This window comes from Luteibacter sp. (assembly GCF_036499525.1).
Taxonomy (GTDB): Bacteria; Pseudomonadota; Gammaproteobacteria; order Xanthomonadales; family Rhodanobacteraceae; genus Luteibacter.
Map to the genome: position 1 here is coordinate 1 of NZ_DASYDO010000015.1, position 15,984 is coordinate 15,984.

Annotated in this window: 18 protein-coding genes and 1 other RNA gene; 10 read left to right on the plus strand and 9 right to left on the minus strand. The window is 64.4% G+C overall.

The annotated features are described in order from the left end of the window. Positions 1-215: 215 nt before the first annotated feature. On the minus strand, positions 216-965 hold the full coding sequence (locus VGM71_RS02305) for a 3-oxoacyl-ACP reductase family protein (protein ID WP_331542172.1): 750 nt from the start codon (positions 963-965) through the stop codon (positions 216-218). A gap of 116 nt (positions 966-1,081) precedes the next feature. On the opposite strand from VGM71_RS02305, the gene VGM71_RS02310 reads away from it, so the two are divergent. From VGM71_RS02310 to VGM71_RS02320, 3 genes are all read left to right on the plus strand, one after another. After that, a complete protein-coding gene (locus tag VGM71_RS02310) occupies positions 1,082-2,020 on the plus strand; it encodes a LysR family transcriptional regulator (RefSeq protein WP_331542173.1) in 939 nt (312 codons plus the stop codon). A 126-nt stretch (positions 2,021-2,146) separates the two neighbouring features. Continuing rightward, a complete protein-coding gene (locus VGM71_RS02315; protein WP_331542174.1) occupies positions 2,147-2,605 on the plus strand; it encodes a hemerythrin domain-containing protein in 459 nt (152 codons plus the stop codon). A 38-nt stretch (positions 2,606-2,643) separates the two neighbouring features. After that, a complete protein-coding gene (locus VGM71_RS02320) occupies positions 2,644-3,030 on the plus strand; it encodes a VOC family protein (protein ID WP_331542175.1) in 387 nt (128 codons plus the stop codon). A gap of 1 nt (position 3,031) precedes the next feature. Here VGM71_RS02320 and VGM71_RS02325 read toward each other — a convergent pair whose 3' ends face one another. From VGM71_RS02325 to smpB, 5 genes are all read right to left on the minus strand, one after another. Next, positions 3,032-4,204: a Fic family protein gene (locus VGM71_RS02325; protein WP_331542176.1), complete on the minus strand. Its 1,173-nt coding sequence runs from the start codon at positions 4,202-4,204 to the stop codon at positions 3,032-3,034. 120 nt (positions 4,205-4,324) lie between these two features. After that, positions 4,325-4,633: a hypothetical protein gene (locus VGM71_RS02330; protein ID WP_331542177.1), complete on the minus strand. Its 309-nt coding sequence runs from the start codon at positions 4,631-4,633 to the stop codon at positions 4,325-4,327. Beyond that, positions 4,630-4,836: a hypothetical protein gene (locus tag VGM71_RS02335; protein WP_331542178.1), complete on the minus strand. Its 207-nt coding sequence runs from the start codon at positions 4,834-4,836 to the stop codon at positions 4,630-4,632. Before VGM71_RS02335 ends, VGM71_RS02330 begins: the two co-directional genes overlap by 4 nt. A gap of 99 nt (positions 4,837-4,935) precedes the next feature. Next, positions 4,936-5,327: a transfer-messenger RNA gene (gene ssrA, locus VGM71_RS02340) on the minus strand. A gap of 84 nt (positions 5,328-5,411) precedes the next feature. Next, positions 5,412-5,912, minus strand: coding sequence for an SsrA-binding protein SmpB (gene smpB, locus VGM71_RS02345; RefSeq protein ID WP_331542180.1), 501 nt, complete (start codon positions 5,910-5,912; stop codon positions 5,412-5,414). 77 nt (positions 5,913-5,989) lie between these two features. Here smpB and VGM71_RS02350 point away from each other — a divergent pair, with 77 nt between their 5' ends. Next, complete coding sequence (locus tag VGM71_RS02350) at positions 5,990-6,418, plus strand: type II toxin-antitoxin system RatA family toxin (RefSeq protein ID WP_331542181.1); 429 nt, start codon at positions 5,990-5,992, stop codon at positions 6,416-6,418. Beyond that, positions 6,411-6,689 carry an RnfH family protein gene (locus VGM71_RS02355; protein WP_331542183.1) on the plus strand — a complete coding sequence of 93 codons (279 nt, stop codon included), beginning with the start codon at positions 6,411-6,413 and terminating at the stop codon, positions 6,687-6,689. Before VGM71_RS02350 ends, VGM71_RS02355 begins: the two co-directional genes overlap by 8 nt. A 7-nt stretch (positions 6,690-6,696) precedes the next feature. On the opposite strand, the gene VGM71_RS02360 is transcribed toward VGM71_RS02355, so the two are convergent. Further along, positions 6,697-7,170: an outer membrane protein assembly factor BamE gene (locus VGM71_RS02360; protein ID WP_331542184.1), complete on the minus strand. Its 474-nt coding sequence runs from the start codon at positions 7,168-7,170 to the stop codon at positions 6,697-6,699. Positions 7,171-7,242: 72 nt separating this feature from the next. Between VGM71_RS02360 and fur the strand changes: the two genes are divergently transcribed. Then, positions 7,243-7,656 carry a ferric iron uptake transcriptional regulator gene (fur, locus tag VGM71_RS02365; protein WP_331542185.1) on the plus strand — a complete coding sequence of 138 codons (414 nt, stop codon included), beginning with the start codon at positions 7,243-7,245 and terminating at the stop codon, positions 7,654-7,656. Between the two features lie 316 nt (positions 7,657-7,972). On the opposite strand, the gene VGM71_RS02370 is transcribed toward fur, so the two are convergent. Beyond that, a complete protein-coding gene (locus VGM71_RS02370) occupies positions 7,973-9,589 on the minus strand; it encodes an MASE1 domain-containing sensor histidine kinase (RefSeq protein ID WP_331542186.1) in 1,617 nt (538 codons plus the stop codon). A gap of 60 nt (positions 9,590-9,649) precedes the next feature. Between VGM71_RS02370 and VGM71_RS02375 the strand changes: the two genes are divergently transcribed. Next, positions 9,650-10,279 carry a response regulator transcription factor gene (locus tag VGM71_RS02375; RefSeq protein WP_331542187.1) on the plus strand — a complete coding sequence of 210 codons (630 nt, stop codon included), beginning with the start codon at positions 9,650-9,652 and terminating at the stop codon, positions 10,277-10,279. 117 nt (positions 10,280-10,396) lie between these two features. Here VGM71_RS02375 and recN read toward each other — a convergent pair whose 3' ends face one another. Next, positions 10,397-12,067 (minus strand): DNA repair protein RecN, encoded by a 1,671-nt coding sequence (gene recN / locus VGM71_RS02380; protein WP_331542188.1) that lies wholly within the window; start codon positions 12,065-12,067, stop codon positions 10,397-10,399. 134 nt (positions 12,068-12,201) lie between these two features. Between recN and hrcA the strand changes: the two genes are divergently transcribed. The 3 genes from hrcA (at position 12,202) to dnaK (ending at position 15,903) form a co-directional block, all read left to right on the plus strand. Continuing rightward, positions 12,202-13,263 (plus strand): heat-inducible transcriptional repressor HrcA, encoded by a 1,062-nt coding sequence (gene hrcA / locus VGM71_RS02385; RefSeq protein ID WP_331542189.1) that lies wholly within the window; start codon positions 12,202-12,204, stop codon positions 13,261-13,263. Positions 13,264-13,349: 86 nt separating this feature from the next. Next, on the plus strand, positions 13,350-13,886 hold the full coding sequence (grpE, locus tag VGM71_RS02390; protein WP_331542190.1) for a nucleotide exchange factor GrpE: 537 nt from the start codon (positions 13,350-13,352) through the stop codon (positions 13,884-13,886). 91 nt (positions 13,887-13,977) lie between these two features. Beyond that, positions 13,978-15,903 carry a molecular chaperone DnaK gene (dnaK, locus tag VGM71_RS02395; protein ID WP_331542191.1) on the plus strand — a complete coding sequence of 642 codons (1,926 nt, stop codon included), beginning with the start codon at positions 13,978-13,980 and terminating at the stop codon, positions 15,901-15,903. Positions 15,904-15,984: the final 81 nt, after the last annotated feature.

Below are 15,984 nucleotides of genomic sequence, written 5' to 3' on the forward strand. Positions count from 1 at the left end.
GCCCTCCCTATCGAACGCGGAGGACCTGTCTGAGCAGCGAGGGTGGGCACCGAAGACTCTGCGCCTCACCGTCCGAGCCGCTGGAAACATGCAGTCGCCGGGCGAATGAACCGATGTATCCATGCAGCGTCCCCGGACTTCTGTGAAGAACCAAAAAAAAAGGGGTCAGAGTCACTCGTGACTCTGACCCCCTTTCCACTCTGACCCCGTTACGATCAGGCAGCGAATCCGCCGTCGATCATGAGGCTGGCGCCCGTGATGTTCGCGGCCTCCGGGCCCGCCAGGTAAGCCACAAAGCTGGCCACCTCTTCCGGACGACCATACCGACCGACAGCAAGCATCGGGATGAGGCCGGAAGCCATCGGGCCGTTAGCCGGGTTCATGTCGGTATCCACGGGGCCGGGCTGCACCAGGTTGACGGTAATGCCCTTCGGGCCGAGGTCGCGGGCCAGGCCCTGGGTCAGACCTTGCAGCGCCGACTTGCTCATCGCATACACCGCGCCGCCGGCAAACGGCATGCGCTCGGCGTTGGTGCTGCCGATGTGGATGATGCGACCGCCCTGGCCCATGACACGGGCGGCAGCACGGCTGGCGATCACGGCAGCGCGCACGTTGACGGCGAGCGTGCGGTCGAGGTCCTCCGTGGTGAACTCCTCGATCGGCGCGATGGCGAGGATACCGGCGCTATTGACCAGTATGTCGAAGCTGCCGAAGGCCTCCCTGGTCCTGGCGACGGCACTCTCGACGGCGTCTTCGCTAGCACTGTCCGCCTGGATGGCGATGGCGCGACCGCCGGCCTTGGTGATGTCGTCGACGACGGCATTCGCAGCCGCGGCGCCCTGCACGTAGGTGATGGCAACCGAGGCGCCGCCGGCGGCCAATCGGCGGGCGACGGCGGCACCAATGCCGCGCGAGCCACCGAGGACGAGGGCGCTCTTGCCCTGGATCGAATTGAGGTTGTTCATCGTGGATCTCCGTGAAGGGTTAGGTTCGAAAGCCAATGCAATTTAGACGTCTGCGGCGTCAACCGGTAGAGCAGGAGTGGTAATTTCATTCGATCCGAAAGGTTTAGAATCCGGTCGTGGACACCCTCAACGGCATCGCTTGCTTCATCCGCAGCGCGGAATCGAGGAGTTTTGCCTCGGCTGCGCGCGTCCTCGGCCTTACCCCAGCGGCCGTCGGCAAGAACGTGGCACGCCTCGAGGCGGAACTCGGCGTTCGCCTGTTCCAGCGAACCACGCGGCGCCTGTCGCTCACCGAGGCCGGCGAGGCATTCCGGAGGGAAGTGCAGGGCAGCCTGGACCAGCTCCACAACGCGATGACCAATGCGAGGGCGAGCACGACGGGACCGGCCGGCGAATTGCGGGTGGCTCTTCCCAACGCGTTCGGTAGGGAATACATCGTTCCCATGCTCGAAACGTTCTTGAAGGCATATCCAACCATATGCCCCGACTGGCGCTTCGATAACCGCCCGGTAGACCTCATCGCCGACGGTTTCGACGTCGCCATCGGCGGCGGCTTCGACCTTCGGCCTGGCGTAGTCGCTCGCGCGCTGGCACCGGCTCATCGCATCCTCATCGCTTCGCCGGACGTCCTGGGCAGCGGCCTGCGCGTTGCGAAACCCGACGATCTGAAGGGCAGGGAAGGCATCCTCATTCGTTCGCCGCAGACGGGACGCGTGAGGGACTGGGTTCTTTCGAACCGGTATGGTGCGGAAGCGGCCATTGAACTGGCCAGGCGAATCGTGTTCGACGATCCCGATGCGGCATGCCACGCTGCTGCCCTCGGCATGGGCATCGCCCTGGTCGCCGTGCAGTCGGCCTTGCCGTGGATCGAACGCGGCCGGGTGAAACGCGTGCTACCGGACTGGTGGGTAGAAGGAGGCAACCTGTCGCTGTATTACTCGGCGCAGGCCCTGCTGCCGCAGAAGACCAGGGTCTTCATCGATCACATCGTGGAGAGCTTCCGCGAGCAGGACCTGCCGGCGCGCTTCAACGCCTTGCACGCCACAGTGCTCTAACCCGGCGGCGCGGACGCCGGCCGCTCGAAGTGGGTATCCCACGTTCGGATATACGACTAAGTCGCGAGATTTTCACAGCAGTCCATCGAAGGTAAGCACACCCAAGCCACTGCCAGAGTCACTTCCATGGATGCCATCAAACTCCTCAAGACCGACCACAAGCTCGTGAAGGATCTGCTTGCGCAACTGGAAGAAACCAGTGAGCGCGCCACGAAGAAGCGGGCGTCCTTGCTCCGCGAGATCCAGATCAACCTGAAGGCGCATACCACCATCGAGGAAGAAATCTTCTATCCAGCCTTCAAGGAGGCAGGGAAGAAGGCCGAAGCGAAGATGTACTTCGAGGCTCTCGAGGAACATCGCGCGGCCGAAGATCTGGTCATGCCCGATCTTCTGGATACAGACCCGGCAAGCGTGGAGTTTTCCGGCAGGGCCAAGGTGCTCAAGGAACTCATCGAGCATCACGCCGACGAGGAGGAGAAGGAGATGTTCAAGGACGCGAAGGCGTTGATGTCGAGGGAGGAACTGACCGAGCTTGGCGTCCGGATGGAAGAGAGGAAGGCCGAGGTGATCGCTTCATTCGGCTGAGATTGACGAAATCGGAGAGCTGCGTCACGGAGGGTCAGATGAAGCGAGTCACAGGCATCGGTGGGATATTCTTCCAGGCGAAGGACCCCAAAGTGTTGCAGGCCTGGTACAAGAAGCACCTCGGCATCGACGTGCTGGACTGGGGCGGTGCCGTGTTCCCCTGGACGGACGACGCGGGTAACCCGACCAAAGGGATGACCATCTGGTCGATCGGTGCCGCGGGCGGCGAGCAGTTCCCGGCGGGCGCTTCGCCCTTCATGATCAACTACCGCGTGGAAAACCTCGCTGCGCTGCTTGCGGCATTGCGCGAGGAAGGCTGCAACGTGCTCGAGAAGGCGCCGGACTCCGAGTATGGGCAGTTCGGGTGGGTGATCGATCCCGAGGGGAACAAGATCGAGCTTTGGCAGCCGCCGGAAGAGGGGTGAGCTAATCCCTCTCGAGGCGATCCAGCAGCTCTCGTGCACGGAACACACGGCCGCGCCTCGTTGCAGGCGAGGGCGAATGAAGAATCCCTCGCTCGACGAGAAGTTCCACGGCAGTGGATGCCGTCTGGAACGATGTGCCCAGTAGTGAAGCCAACTCGTTGATGCCGATGATGGGGTGCCCAAGGAGTAGCCGGGGCACCTTTCTGGCGGCGGCGTCCTTACGAAGGTCGGAAAGCTGCGCTTGCCATCGCTCGGCCATCAAGTTCATGTCCTCCGCGATAGCAATCGAGGTATCACAAGCCGCAACGATGGCGCGGCAGAGGAAGCCGATCCAGTTATCCCATTCCTCGCGCAACTGCACGCCGGCAAGTGCCGCGTAATAGGCCTGGCGATAACGCAGGAGATAGCCCGACAGGTAAAGAGCCGGGTAGCCGGCTTCCGCCAGCATCAGGGGCATCAACAGGCGACCTACGCGACCATTGCCGTCGGCGAAAGGATGGATGGTTTCAAACTGCGCGTGGGTCAACGCCAGGCGAACGACGATCGAGAGCTCCCAGAACTCGTCATCGCCACGCTCGTAACGGAGCATCGATCGCTCCAGTTCTCGCATGCACTCATCAATGTAGTTGGGGGGCGGAGGGACGAACGTTGCGTCTTCTATGCGTCCCGCGCCGATCCATGCCTGGCTGTCGCGCCATGCACCGGCGTTTACGTGGGGTGCGGCATCTTCCATGAGTGTCCGGTGTAGCGCATGCACCAGCTCGAGAGTGATGCCGCCATCATCCGGCGTGCGCAGGGATTGCAGCCCTCGGTCGAGCGCAATGACGTAGCGCTCCGTGACCTGGGCGTCCGGGTTGGAGCCATCGAGGCTTCGCGTGGCCTCGTACTCCAGTAGTTCGGAGAGTTGCGTCCGCGTACCCTCGATCTGCGAACTCTGCACCGCCTCGCGCCGGGCTAGCGTCCGGGTGATGAGGCCGGTGTTTGGCAGGAGTCGTGTGGCCGCGTGCAACCGGCCGAGGGCCGCCGAAGCCTGCTGGATGGAGGCCGACGCTTCGTGCGACAAGGTGAGGGTGCGAGGGGTGGCCGGCGGCAGCAACGCCTTGCAATGGCCATGGGGCGGCGCGCAGGCGATAAGCTGTCGTCGACGGGCAGGGGTGAGATCCTGCTGGCGCATGGCCCCGGGCCCTATGAATAAATTGGAATAAGATTCCTACTTATTCAAGGATAAGTCAATATCCTTGAATAGTGGCGTGGATTATTCAAGGATATGCCCGACCGCCGGCCAGCGAAAATGTCAGAGGCTAAATTCCAGCAGCCCTTCCTGCGTTGTCATGTCGAGACAGTGATGCACGGTCAGTACTGCGCCGACCACGGCTGCTTGAACGATGGGCCGGGCGGTATACATCTTTTCCGGGTTATCGCGAGACGCCTCGGCGAAGCGCATTGCCCGGTGTATGTCACCTTCGAAGAAGTACACGCCAGGGCCGAGCCAGTCGTAGCGATTCTGGCTGAAATCAAGATGAGGCAGTTCACCTGTGACCAACGCGTCGCGGACCGAGATATCGCACCCGTGATAGGCGACCAGCAGGTGGCCGTTGTTCACCGGTAGACGCGGGCCAGCTTGTGCTTCGGCGTGACGATGCCACCTTCTTTCAGAAGCCGCAGGCCTTTCCGCGAAGACATGGTGTACATCGCCTTGATCGCGTCCGCGCTGGATTCGCTTACTGCGGCGCTCTTCAGCTTTTGCTGCTTAAGAGTCCTTCGCACGAGGTTCCGGGCACTGGGCGGGGTCGCTTTCTTGGTCATGCGCACACCTTTCCATGAAAAGGCAGGAGCGTCAATGAGATATCCCTGACACTCATCTACAAAAAAGCCCTCTAAGCAATCACGCTTAGAGGGCCATATTGGTGGAGGTGGCGGGAGTCGAACCCGCGTCCGAAGGCGTTTAATCCCCAGATCTACATGCTTAGCTCGCCGTTAAGTCTCGTCCGCCGACAGCACGACGTGCTAAGCGCATCGGCGGACATGCCTGATTGATCTTGCGTCAGACCCCCAGACGGAGAGTCTTTCAGCGATCCCGTGATAGTGACCCTACACCGACGAGCACGAGCACAAGTGGGTTCGGGCGGTTGGCCTTTTTTAGGGGCCGGACAGCTTAGGCGGCGAGAGCCACCGAGTTGTCACCGTAGTAGTTGTCGTTGGCAACTATGAGTTTTGCTGCTGGATTAACGAGGAAAGCCGCCCCCTCGGCATGCACCAGGCAATCGCACTACCCCCGTCGAAGCCAGAACACCCCCGGGGAAAACTGTTGTGAGACTACCAGTTCGAAGTATAGGGGCGGGGGAGGGTCGCCACAATGGGCACTTACCCCCCGCGTTCAGTCAGCCGACGCGGTTATGGGCGCGCATGACGCGCTGCTTGTCCACCGCCCACTCGCGTTCCTTGTCGCTCTGGCGCTTGTCGTGCTCCTGCTTGCCCTTGGCCAGGCCGATTTCGCACTTTACCTTGTTGTGCTTCCAGTACAGGGCGGTGGGCACCAGGGTGTAACCCTTGCGTTCCACCGCGCCGATCAGGCGATCGATTTCCTCGCGGTGGAGCAGCAGCTTGCGCGTGCGCCGGTCGTTCGCCACAACGTGGGTGGAGGCGCTGATGAGCGGCGGAATCTGCGTGCCTACGAGGAACACCTCGCCGTGCTGGATGATCGCGTAGCTGCCTTCGCCGAAGTTGATCCGTCCGGCGCGCAGGGCTTTCAGTTCCCAGCCCTGCAGCTCGATGCCGCATTCGAAGCGCTGGTCGATGTGGTATTCGTGGCGCGCGCGTTTGTTCAGCGCGATGGTGCCGCCGCCTTCTTTTTCCGTGTCCTTTGCCTTCGCTTTTGCCATGTCCGTTAAAATCGGTCTATCGGGTCCCTGATACAAGGCCGGCGGGTCCGTTCGCCGGCGAATGAGACGAGGTCTTCATGATTGAAATCCGCCGCAGTGCGATCGTGCCGTTCACGCCCGCGCAGATGTTCGACCTGGTCAACGATGTGGAAGCATACCCAAAGCGCTTCGGCTGGTGTGACGCCGCCACCGTGGTGGAGCGCACCGACGATACCCTGATGGCCCGGCTGGACCTGAAGTTCGCGGGACTGAAGCAGCATTTCACCACCCGGAACACGATGCAGCGGCCGGAGCGCCTCACCATGAAGTTCGTGGAAGGGCCGTTCCGCTCGCTCGATGGCGTCTTTACCTTCCAGGCCCTGGGCGATGTCGGTTGCAAGATCGCGCTGGAACTGGATTTCGACTATGCCGGCCTGGGTGGCAGCGTGCTGAAGATGGGTTTCCAGCAACTGGCGAACCGGATGGTGGACGACTTTTGCGACGAGGCGCGCCGGCTGTATGGCTGAGATCGCCGTCGAGATCGCTTATGCGGGACCGGAAGGCCAGGCGGTGATTCCGCTGGCTGTGCCGCAGGGAACGACGGCTTGGCAGGCCGTGGAACTGGCTATGCCGAAACTGCCGTCAGGCGTGAGGCCCGACCCTGCCCGCCTGGGGATCTTCGCGACGAAGGTGCCTGCCGACCGGGTGCTGGAGGAGGGCGACAGGGTGGAAATATACCGCCCCCTCATCCTTGACCCGATGGAAGCCAGGCGGCGCCGCGCGGCGCGCGGCGCCTGAACCGGCTTTACTTCTTGCTGGCGGGGCTGTCGTCCGACGACCCGTGCACGCCGAAGCCGCCGTTGTCGTCGTCCTTCTTGCCGCTGGTGTTCTTGTCGCCCTCGGCGTCCCCGGTGGGATTGGCCTTGTACTTCTTGGAGTCCTTCAGCAGCTGCTCGGCGTCCTGAGAGAAGAAGTCGCCCTCGGTGCGGACCAGCGTGTCGTTATTGAAGCTGAGGGTGAGGGTGCGCTTGGTCATCGGCTTCCCGCGGTGCGAGAAAGTGGAGACGTAGTCCCAGCGATCCTGGTCGAACGGCGAGATGACCGATGGGGTGCCCAGGAGGACGAGGACCTGGCGCTTGGTCATGCCCGGTTGCAACTGGTCGACGTCCTTCTTGTCGAGCAGGTTGCCCTGCTGCACGTCAGGGGTATAGACGAGGCCACAGCCCGCGATGGCGGCTGCCATCATGGCCAAACCCAGCGTGCGGATGAGCTTTTGCATGCGTAGTTACGTCCGGATCGTGAAGCCTGTGATGATACACTGAAGCGCCTTATGGCACCGCGAGGGTCTGACATGGACCAGGAAACCAAAGAACTCCGCAAGGCGGGCCTGAAAGTCACGCACCCGCGCATGCGGATCCTGCAGATCTTCGAGGAGGCCGAGGAGCGCCACCTTACTGCCGAAGACATCTACAAGCGCCTTCTGTCGCACCAGGAGGACATCGGGCTCGCCACGGTGTACCGGGTGCTGACCCAGTTCGAGGCGGCCGGCATCGTGATGAAGCACAACTTCGAGGGCGGCCAGGCGGTCTACGAACTGGACCGCGGCAAGCACCATGACCACATGATCGACGTGGACAGCGGAAAGGTCATCGAGTTCATCAGCGAAGAGATAGAGCGGCTTCAGCACGAGATTGCCGAGCGGCATGGGTATGTGATCGAGGATCACAGCCTGGTGCTGTATGTGCGGCCCAAGAAGAAGCGCTGATATCGTTGAAAAAGGCCCTGAGGGGCCTTTTTTGTGTGGACCGGGGCGAGGGGCTTCGCGCAGAGCGCGCTCCTGCGGGTGGGGTAGAACACAAATAAAAACGCCGCCGGTGGACTCCTGTCCACCGACGGCTTGATCCGGCGTTTTCATGGCTCGTGGAACGCGAGTTGCTCGCTGGATCCACGGACCACCATGTCGCACCGGCGAGGCTGACATCCTGTCGCCTCATCAGGTCGATCGTCCCCACGACCGACCTGGGCTCGCCGTCTCTCGACGGCGGCTCCCCCACATCGATAATGGGATCGTAACGAACGGTTCACTGTCCCGGTATTGGAAAATTTCCTATGCCAGATCCGATACTTGTGCTGCGGAGCAACACGCGCAGGTGAAGTCCGACAGGTTCGGGGCGAATACGGAAGAGGCCGCCGAGGGCCGTAATGCGGTCGCTCATCCCCTGCAGCCCACGGCCGCCGTCGCTGCGCGCCGGGCGCGGGTTCGCGGAGAGACCGCTACCGTTATCGCGTATGTCGAGGATGGCGACGGGGCCGCTGTCCCGCATACCGATACGCAGGCGTAGGGTCATGCGACTCGCGCCCGAATGGCGCACCACGTTGGTCGCGCTTTCCTGCACCACGCGGTAGATGGCAGTGAGCGTGTCGTCGTCGAGCAGGCGCGGCTCGCCCCGCAGGTCGGTCACGTAGGTGATGCATGCCGCGGTGAGCATGTCGCGGATCGGACCTTCGTCCAGCGCGCGCAGCAGGCCGAATTCGTCCAGCACCGAGGGGCGAAGGCTGTCAAGCATCCGGTGCAGGGCCTTGCGCATGTGCCCAAGGATGCCGTTGATGGAAATGCCGATGTCGTCCAGCCCGGCACTGCCCAGGCGTGTCTGCGCCAGCTTGAGATGGGTCTGGATGGCGGTGAGGTTCTGGCCGAGTTCGTCGTGGAGTTCCGCGGCCATGTGGCGGCGCAGGTTTTCTTCGGCCTGGAGATTGCCTCGGGCCGCGTCGCGCAGCTGGCGGGCCAGCTGGTCCAGGCGCTGGTTGGCAGCCGCCAGATGGGTGTTCTGCTGGGCCACGCGCTCGCTGCTGCGGCGCAAGGCGTCGGTGGCGGCGCCGAGCATGAGCGTGCCGGTACCGGCCACCGCAAGGAACAGGTGGGCGGCCGCCGTGGGTGCGCCGCGGCCGATCATGTCCTCGGTGACATTGAGGCCCACGCTGGTGATCAGCATCGCCAGGCCGGCACCGCGCCAGCCGTGGCGGAAAGCGAAGAACAGCACGGGTGCGAGCGAGAGCACGCGGGCGAACTGCGGCTGCGGTGAGTACTCGGCCAGGGTAATGAGGATGGCCAGCGAGGGCAGCATCACCAGCAGGCCGTCGAGCAGGAGTTCCGCCATGGAGGCCTGCGTGGGCCGCTCGCGAAACACCAGGATCATCACCGGCACCACCAGCAGTACGCCCAGGTAGTTGCCGAGCAGGTCGCTGCCGAAGGTGGTGCCCAGCATTTCCACGGGAGCCGCGGGGTGCATCGAGGCCATCATCGCCGCATTGCCGGCGGTGGCCACGGTGGCGGTGACCATGGCCGAGAGCAGCAGGCGGGCCACGTCCTCGGGGGTGTTCAGGCTGGCGTGGAGGTGCGCGCGGCGGAGGAGCCAGAGGCAGGCGGCCACCATCAGGGGCTCGGGCGCGTCGCCCAGCACGAAGCCGGCGCCGCCGATGGGCAGGCCGCTGCGCCACTCGCAGAAGGCGCTGCCGATGATCTCGGCACCCAGGATCCAGAACCAGTCCCGGCTGCGCGTGAGCAGCAGGGCGCCGAAGCGCAGGCCGAAAGGCAGGACCCAATAGGGCTGCTCGGTCGGCCACAGCATCACCCAGGCGAAAGCGTAGGCCAAGGCGAAGATAGGGCCGGCGAAGCGGGAGGAACCGAGTAAGCGCATGGCGGAATGGTACACGGCGGGTATGCGCCATCCATTGGTTTCACCTGCTACATTCCACCTATGCCTAGAATCGTCCTAGTAGATGACCATGCCATCGTTCGTGAGGGTTTCAAGCGCCTCATCGAGCTGGAACCCGACCTGGACGTCGTCGCCGAAGCCCGCAACGCCGATGAAGCGGTGGAAGCGGTTACGCAACATCGGCCCGATCTGGTGGCGGTGGATCTGTCGCTGCCCGATGGCAGCGGGTTGCCGCTGATCGAGCATCTGGCCAGCATCGCGCCCGGGATGAAGATCGTCGTGCTCAGCATGCACGACGGCGAGCCTTACGTTTCCGAAGCCCTGCGTCGTGGCGCACGCGGTTACGTCACGAAGGGTGTGGCGCCGGAGGAGTTGGTGGCCGCGGTGCGTTCCGTCCTGGGTGGCGATCAGTACCTGAGTTCGGACCTGCGCGAGCGCCGCTCGGGACGTCCGACAACCGACCTCGATCCGTTCAACCGCCTGACGGCCCGCGAGCGTGAGGTGTTCCTGCTGCTGGCTATCGGACGCGCACCCAAGCAGGTGGCGGCGGAACTGGGCATCGGGCAGAAGACGATCTACATTCACCGCGCGGCGGTGATGAACAAGCTCAATGCGGGGTCGGAACTGGATCTGTACCGGATGGCACAGGAGCGCGGCCTGATTCGCAGCTAAGTGATGTTGTAGGAGCGCGCCTTGCGCGCGACAGCTTTTCGCTCCAGTCCCGAAGTTGGCGCGCCAGCTTCAGGACATGGCCTCAAAACATGTCGCGCGCAGGGCGCGCTCCTGCAGTTACCCTTGCGCGCGGTCCAGCATCTTCTTCGCGTGCGCCCGCGTTTCCTTGGTGATTTCCACGCCGCCCAGCATGCGGCTGAGTTCGTCGCGGCGGCCTGCCGCGTCCAGCGTGTGGATGCGGGTACGGGTGGCTTCGCCGTCGCTTTCCTTTGCCACCTGCAGGTGCGAATGGCCCTGGGCGGCTACCTGCGGCAGGTGGGTCACGCAGAGCACCTGCACGCGCTCGCCTAGCGCACGCAGCTTCTGGCCGACCACTTCGGCGACGGCGCCGCCGATGCCGGTGTCCACTTCGTCGAAGATCATGCAGCCGATGTTGTCGTTGCCCAGCGTCGCGACTTCGATGGCGAGGCTGATGCGGGCCAGTTCGCCGCCCGAGGCCACTTTGCGCAGCGGGCGCGGCGGCTGGCCGGGATTGGCACTGACCAGCAGTTCGCAGCGCTCGCGGCCCTGCGGGTCCGGGTCGTCGCCTTCGGCAGGCTCGAGCGACACTTCGAGACGACCGCCGGCCATGCCGAGTTCGCCCATGAGGCCGGCCACCGACGAACCTAGCCGGCCCGCTGCTTCCGCACGGGCCTTCGACAAGGCGGCAGCGGCAACGTCGTATGCCTCGCGCAGCCGGTCGCGTTCACCGGCGAGCCGCTCGAGCGCCTCGCCCGCGCCCTCGAGTTCCGCGAGGCGCTCTCGCACTTCATCCGCCTTCGCGAAGAGTTCTTCGATGGGCAGTCGGTAGCGGCGCGACAGATCGTGCAGGTGGGCGAGGTGGGTGTCCACTTCGGCCAGCCGATCCGGGTCCAGTTCCACGTCCTGCGCGTAGCGGCCGAGGCCGTCCACGGCTTCGCCCACCTGGATCTGCGCGCTGTCGAGCAGTTCGAGCAGCGGCGCGAGTGTGGGATCGAGCTCGGCCAGGCGCGAGAGTTCGGCGTGGGCGCGGAGCAGGGCGCGTCCGATGGCGAATTCGCTTTCACCGTCGAGCATCTCGACGATGCCGTTGGCGCCTTCGGCTAGCCTGCCGGCGTTGGCGAGGCGGCGATGCTGTGCTTCCAGGTCCTCGAGCGCGGAAGGCGCAAGCGCCCAGCGCTCGAGTTCGTCCCGTTCGTGGGCGAGCAGTTCGATCTGACGCTCGCGGTCGTCCCCACCGGACAGGGTCCGAATACGGGCCACGGCGTCGCGCCACGCGCGGGCGGTCTCGCGCACGCGGGCCAGTCGTTCCTCATTGCCCGCATAGGCGTCCAGCAAAGCCATCTGATGCTGCCGCGAGAGCAGGGCCTGGTGCTCGTGCTGGCCGTGGATCTCCACGATCAGCGCAGCCAGGGACGACATCTGGGCAAGACTGGCGGGGCGGCCATTGATCCACCCACGCGAGCTGCCCTCGGTACGGATCACGCGGCGCAACTGGCAGGTTGCCCCGTCGTCGAGCTCTTCCTGGCGCAGCCAGTCCGAAGCCTCGGGCAGGCCGGTCAGGTCGAATTCGGCGGCCAGCTCGGCGCGATCGCTGCCGGCGCGGACCATACCGCTATCGGCGCGGGCACCGGCCAGGAGCATCAGCGCATCCACCAGCAGCGACTTGCCGGCGCCGGTTTCGCCGCTGACCACGGTGAGGCCGGGACCGAAGGAAACCTCGGCTTCTTCGACGACGGCGAACTGGCGGACGTAGAGCGAGGTAAGCATGGGTACCGGGGTGGCGGATGGAATCGCGCCGATTGTAGCGGGACCGGAGTCGCAGGGGCCGAGACTTGCAAGCCGGACGGCGAGACCTTATTGATAGCAGGGACAATCCGGCCCTTCCAGAACCCAGCCTGCGCATGAATCCGTTCTCCGGTCACGACATCGATGCTCGCGCGCGCCGGCTGCTGCGGACTCTGATTTCCCAATACCTGTCCGACGGCGAGCCGGTCGGCTCGCGCACGCTGGCGCGCTCATCTGGCCTGGAAGTGAGCCCGGCGACCATCCGCAACATCATGGCCGACCTGGAAGACGCCGGGCTCGTCGCGTCCCCGCACACCTCGGCCGGCCGCGTGCCCACGCCGCGTGGCCTGCGCCTGTTCGTGGACAGCCTGCTCGAACTCAAGCCCGTGCCGCGCGACGACATGGCGCGCCTGCAGGGCGGCCTGCCGCCGCACCAGACGACCACACGCGACCTGCTCGGCAACGTGTCCCATCTGCTGTCGGCCATGACCCGTTTCGCCGGTGTGGTCACCGTGCCGCGCCAGGGCGATTTCCCGTTGCGCCACATCGACTTCGTCTCGCTGCCGGACGCCCGCGTGCTGGTCATCCTGGTCTTCTCCGACAATCAGGTGCAGAACCGGGTGGTCCAGCTGGCCCGTCCGCTGGACGGCAGCGAACTGGAGCAGGCCGCGAATTACCTCAATGCGCAGTTCGCCGGCTTCCGGCTGGCGGATATCCGTGCGCACCTCGCCACCGAACTGCGCGAGGCCGGTGGTGAACTCAACCAGCTGCTGTCGAGCGTGGTGGAACTGGCCACGGCCTCGTTCACGACGGACGAGGACGCCGACGACGTCCTGGTCAGCGGCCAGACCAACCTTATGGGCTATTCCGAGCTGGCCGACATCGACCGGCTCCGCGAGTTGTTCGACGCCTTCCAGCAGAAGCGCGACCTGCTCCAGCTGATGGAGATGTGTGTCCAGGCCCCGGGCGTACGTCTGTTCATCGGCGAGGAGTCCGGATTCTCGGCACTGGATGGCTGCAGCATCGTCACTGCCACCTACGGTACGGGCGGCCGGATGCTCGGCGCGATCGGAGTTATTGGACCGACGCGTATGGCATATGAGCGGGTGATCCCCGTGGTGCAAGCCACCGCCGGATTGCTCAGCGACGCCTTGAATCGCGCCGCGGCGACCTCATAAACCGCCCCGGGAGGCGGGTTTACTATTTCCCGCGGATGTTCGGCCCCCTCATGGGGTGGGCCGGTAAGCTGACATTTGGAGCAAGCATGCAGAACAACGATCCCCACGTGCCGGATCAGACGCAGAATGGTGGCGCGGCAGACGGCGGCGTCAATGCCGACCTGGACGCCCTCACCGCGAAGTTGACCGCCCTCGAGTCCGAACTGGCTGGAGCGCGCGAGACGGTCCTGCGCGAGCGGGCGGAGATCGAGAACCAGCGCCGCCGCCTTCAGCGCGATCTCGAGCAGGCCCGCCGCTTCGCCAACGAGAAGCTCCTGGGCGACTTGCTGCCGGTCTATGACGGCATCGTCCTTGGCCTGACCAATGACGCCGCCGATGCGAAGACGCTGCGCGAAGGCCTGGAGCTGACGTTGAAGCAGCTGGAAAAGGTCACCCAGGCCAACGGCCTGAGCGTGGTCGATCCACTGCACCAGCCATTCAACCCGGAACATCACCAGGCGATCAGCTCGGTCGAATCGAACGAGCACGCGCCTGGCACGGTGGTCGCGGTGGTGCAGAAGGGTTTCGTGCTGAACGATCGTCTGCTGCGTCCGGCGCTGGTGGCCGTGGTGCGCGACAGCTAAGTCTCACAAGGCATTGAATCGATGGGGCTAGTCCCCACTTTCAAACACAGTCGCGGCCGCGGGGGCCGCATAGAAATACGGAGCAGCTTCAATGGCCAAGATCATCGGCATCGACCTCGGTACGACCAACTCCTGCGTCGCAGTGATGGAAGGTTCGACCGCGCGTGTCATCGAGAATTCGGAGGGCGATCGCACCACGCCGTCCATCGTCGCGTTCACCAAGGACAACGAAGTCCTGGTCGGCGCGCCGGCCAAGCGTCAGAACGTCACCAATCCCAAGAACACCTTCTACGCGGTAAAGCGCCTCATCGGCCGCAAGTTCACCGACGCGGAAGTGCAGAAGGACATCAAGCTCGTGCCGTACGGCATCGTGGCGCACGAGAACGGCGACGCCTGGGTGCAGACCGCCGATGGCAAGAAGATGGCCCCGCAGGAAGTCTCCGCGAAGGTCCTCATGAAGATGAAGAAGACCGCCGAGGATTTCCTGGGCGAGCCGATCACCGAAGCGGTCATCACCGTGCCGGCGTACTTCAACGACAGCCAGCGCCAGGCCACGAAGGACGCGGGTCGCATCGCCGGCCTCGAGGTCAAGCGCATCATCAACGAGCCTACCGCTGCCGCGCTGGCCTATGGCCTCGACAAGACCACCGCGGGCGATCGCAAGATCGCCGTGTACGACCTGGGTGGCGGCACCTTCGACGTGTCGATCATCGAAATCGCCAACGTCGACGGCGAGAAGCAGTTCGAAGTGCTGGCCACCAACGGCAACACCTTCCTCGGTGGCGAAGACTTCGACAACCGCGTTATCGACTACCTCGTCGAAGAGTTCAAGAAGGAGCAGGGCATCGACCTGCGCCAGGACCAGCTCGCGCTGCAGCGCCTGAAGGACGCCGCCGAGCGCGCGAAGATCGAGCTTTCCTCGTCGCATCAGACCGACGTGAACCTGCCCTACGTCACCGCCGACGCCTCGGGTCCGAAGCACCTCAACATCAAGCTGACCCGCGCCAAGCTCGAGTCGCTGGTGGAAGACCTGGTGAAGGGCACCATCGAGCCCTGCCGTACCGCGCTCAACGACGCCGGCCTGCGCGTGTCCGACATCCACGAGGTGATCCTCGTCGGTGGACAGACCCGCATGCCCAAGGTCCAGGAAGCCGTGAAGGACTTCTTCGGCAAGGAAGCGCGCAAGGACGTCAACCCGGATGAAGCCGTCGCCGTCGGCGCAGCGATCCAGGGTGGCGTGCTGAGCGGGTCGGTGAAGGACGTGCTGCTGCTCGACGTCACTCCGCTGTCGCTCGGCATCGAGACGATGGGTGGTGTGATGACCAAGCTCATCGAGAAAAACACCACGGTGCCGACCAAGGCCTCGCAGGTCTTCTCCACCGCCGACGACAACCAGACCGCCGTGACCGTGCACGTGTTGCAGGGCGAGCGCGAGCGCGCCAACGCCAACAAGTCGCTCGGCAAGTTCGACCTGCAGGGCATCCGTCCGGCGCCGCGAGGCACGCCGCAGGTCGAAGTCACGTTCGACATCGACGCCAACGGCATCCTGCATGTGTCGGCGAAGGACAAGGACACCGGCAAGGAACAGAAGATCGAGATCAAGGCCGGCTCGGGCCTCTCGGACGAAGAGATCCAGCGGATGGTGGCGGATGCCGAAGTCAACCGCGAGGAAGACCGCAAGTTCCACGAGCTGGTGCAGGTGCGTAACAAGGCCGACCAGCTGGTGCACGCCACGCGCAGCCAGTTGAAGGAGCACGGCGGCAAGGTGCCGGCCGAGCAGCTGGCCAGCATCGACGGCGCGGTATCCGAACTGGAGAAGGTGAAGGAGGGCGACGACAAGGCCGCTATCGAGGCGAAGATCACCAACCTCGAGCAGGTTGCCCAGTCGCTTTACGCCGCGGCCCAGGCCGGCGGTGCGCAGGACACCTCGCAGCAGTCTGCCCCGGGCGGCGGATCGGCCCAGCCGGACGACGTGGTCGATGCCGAGTTTACGGAAGTGAAGGACGACAAGAAGTAAGTCGTCTGCCAGGTGGTGGCCTGCCGCGGGCGAGGGGTTCGCGGCAGGTCACCCGTATCCGTCCAGGGAATGAAAGCGTGC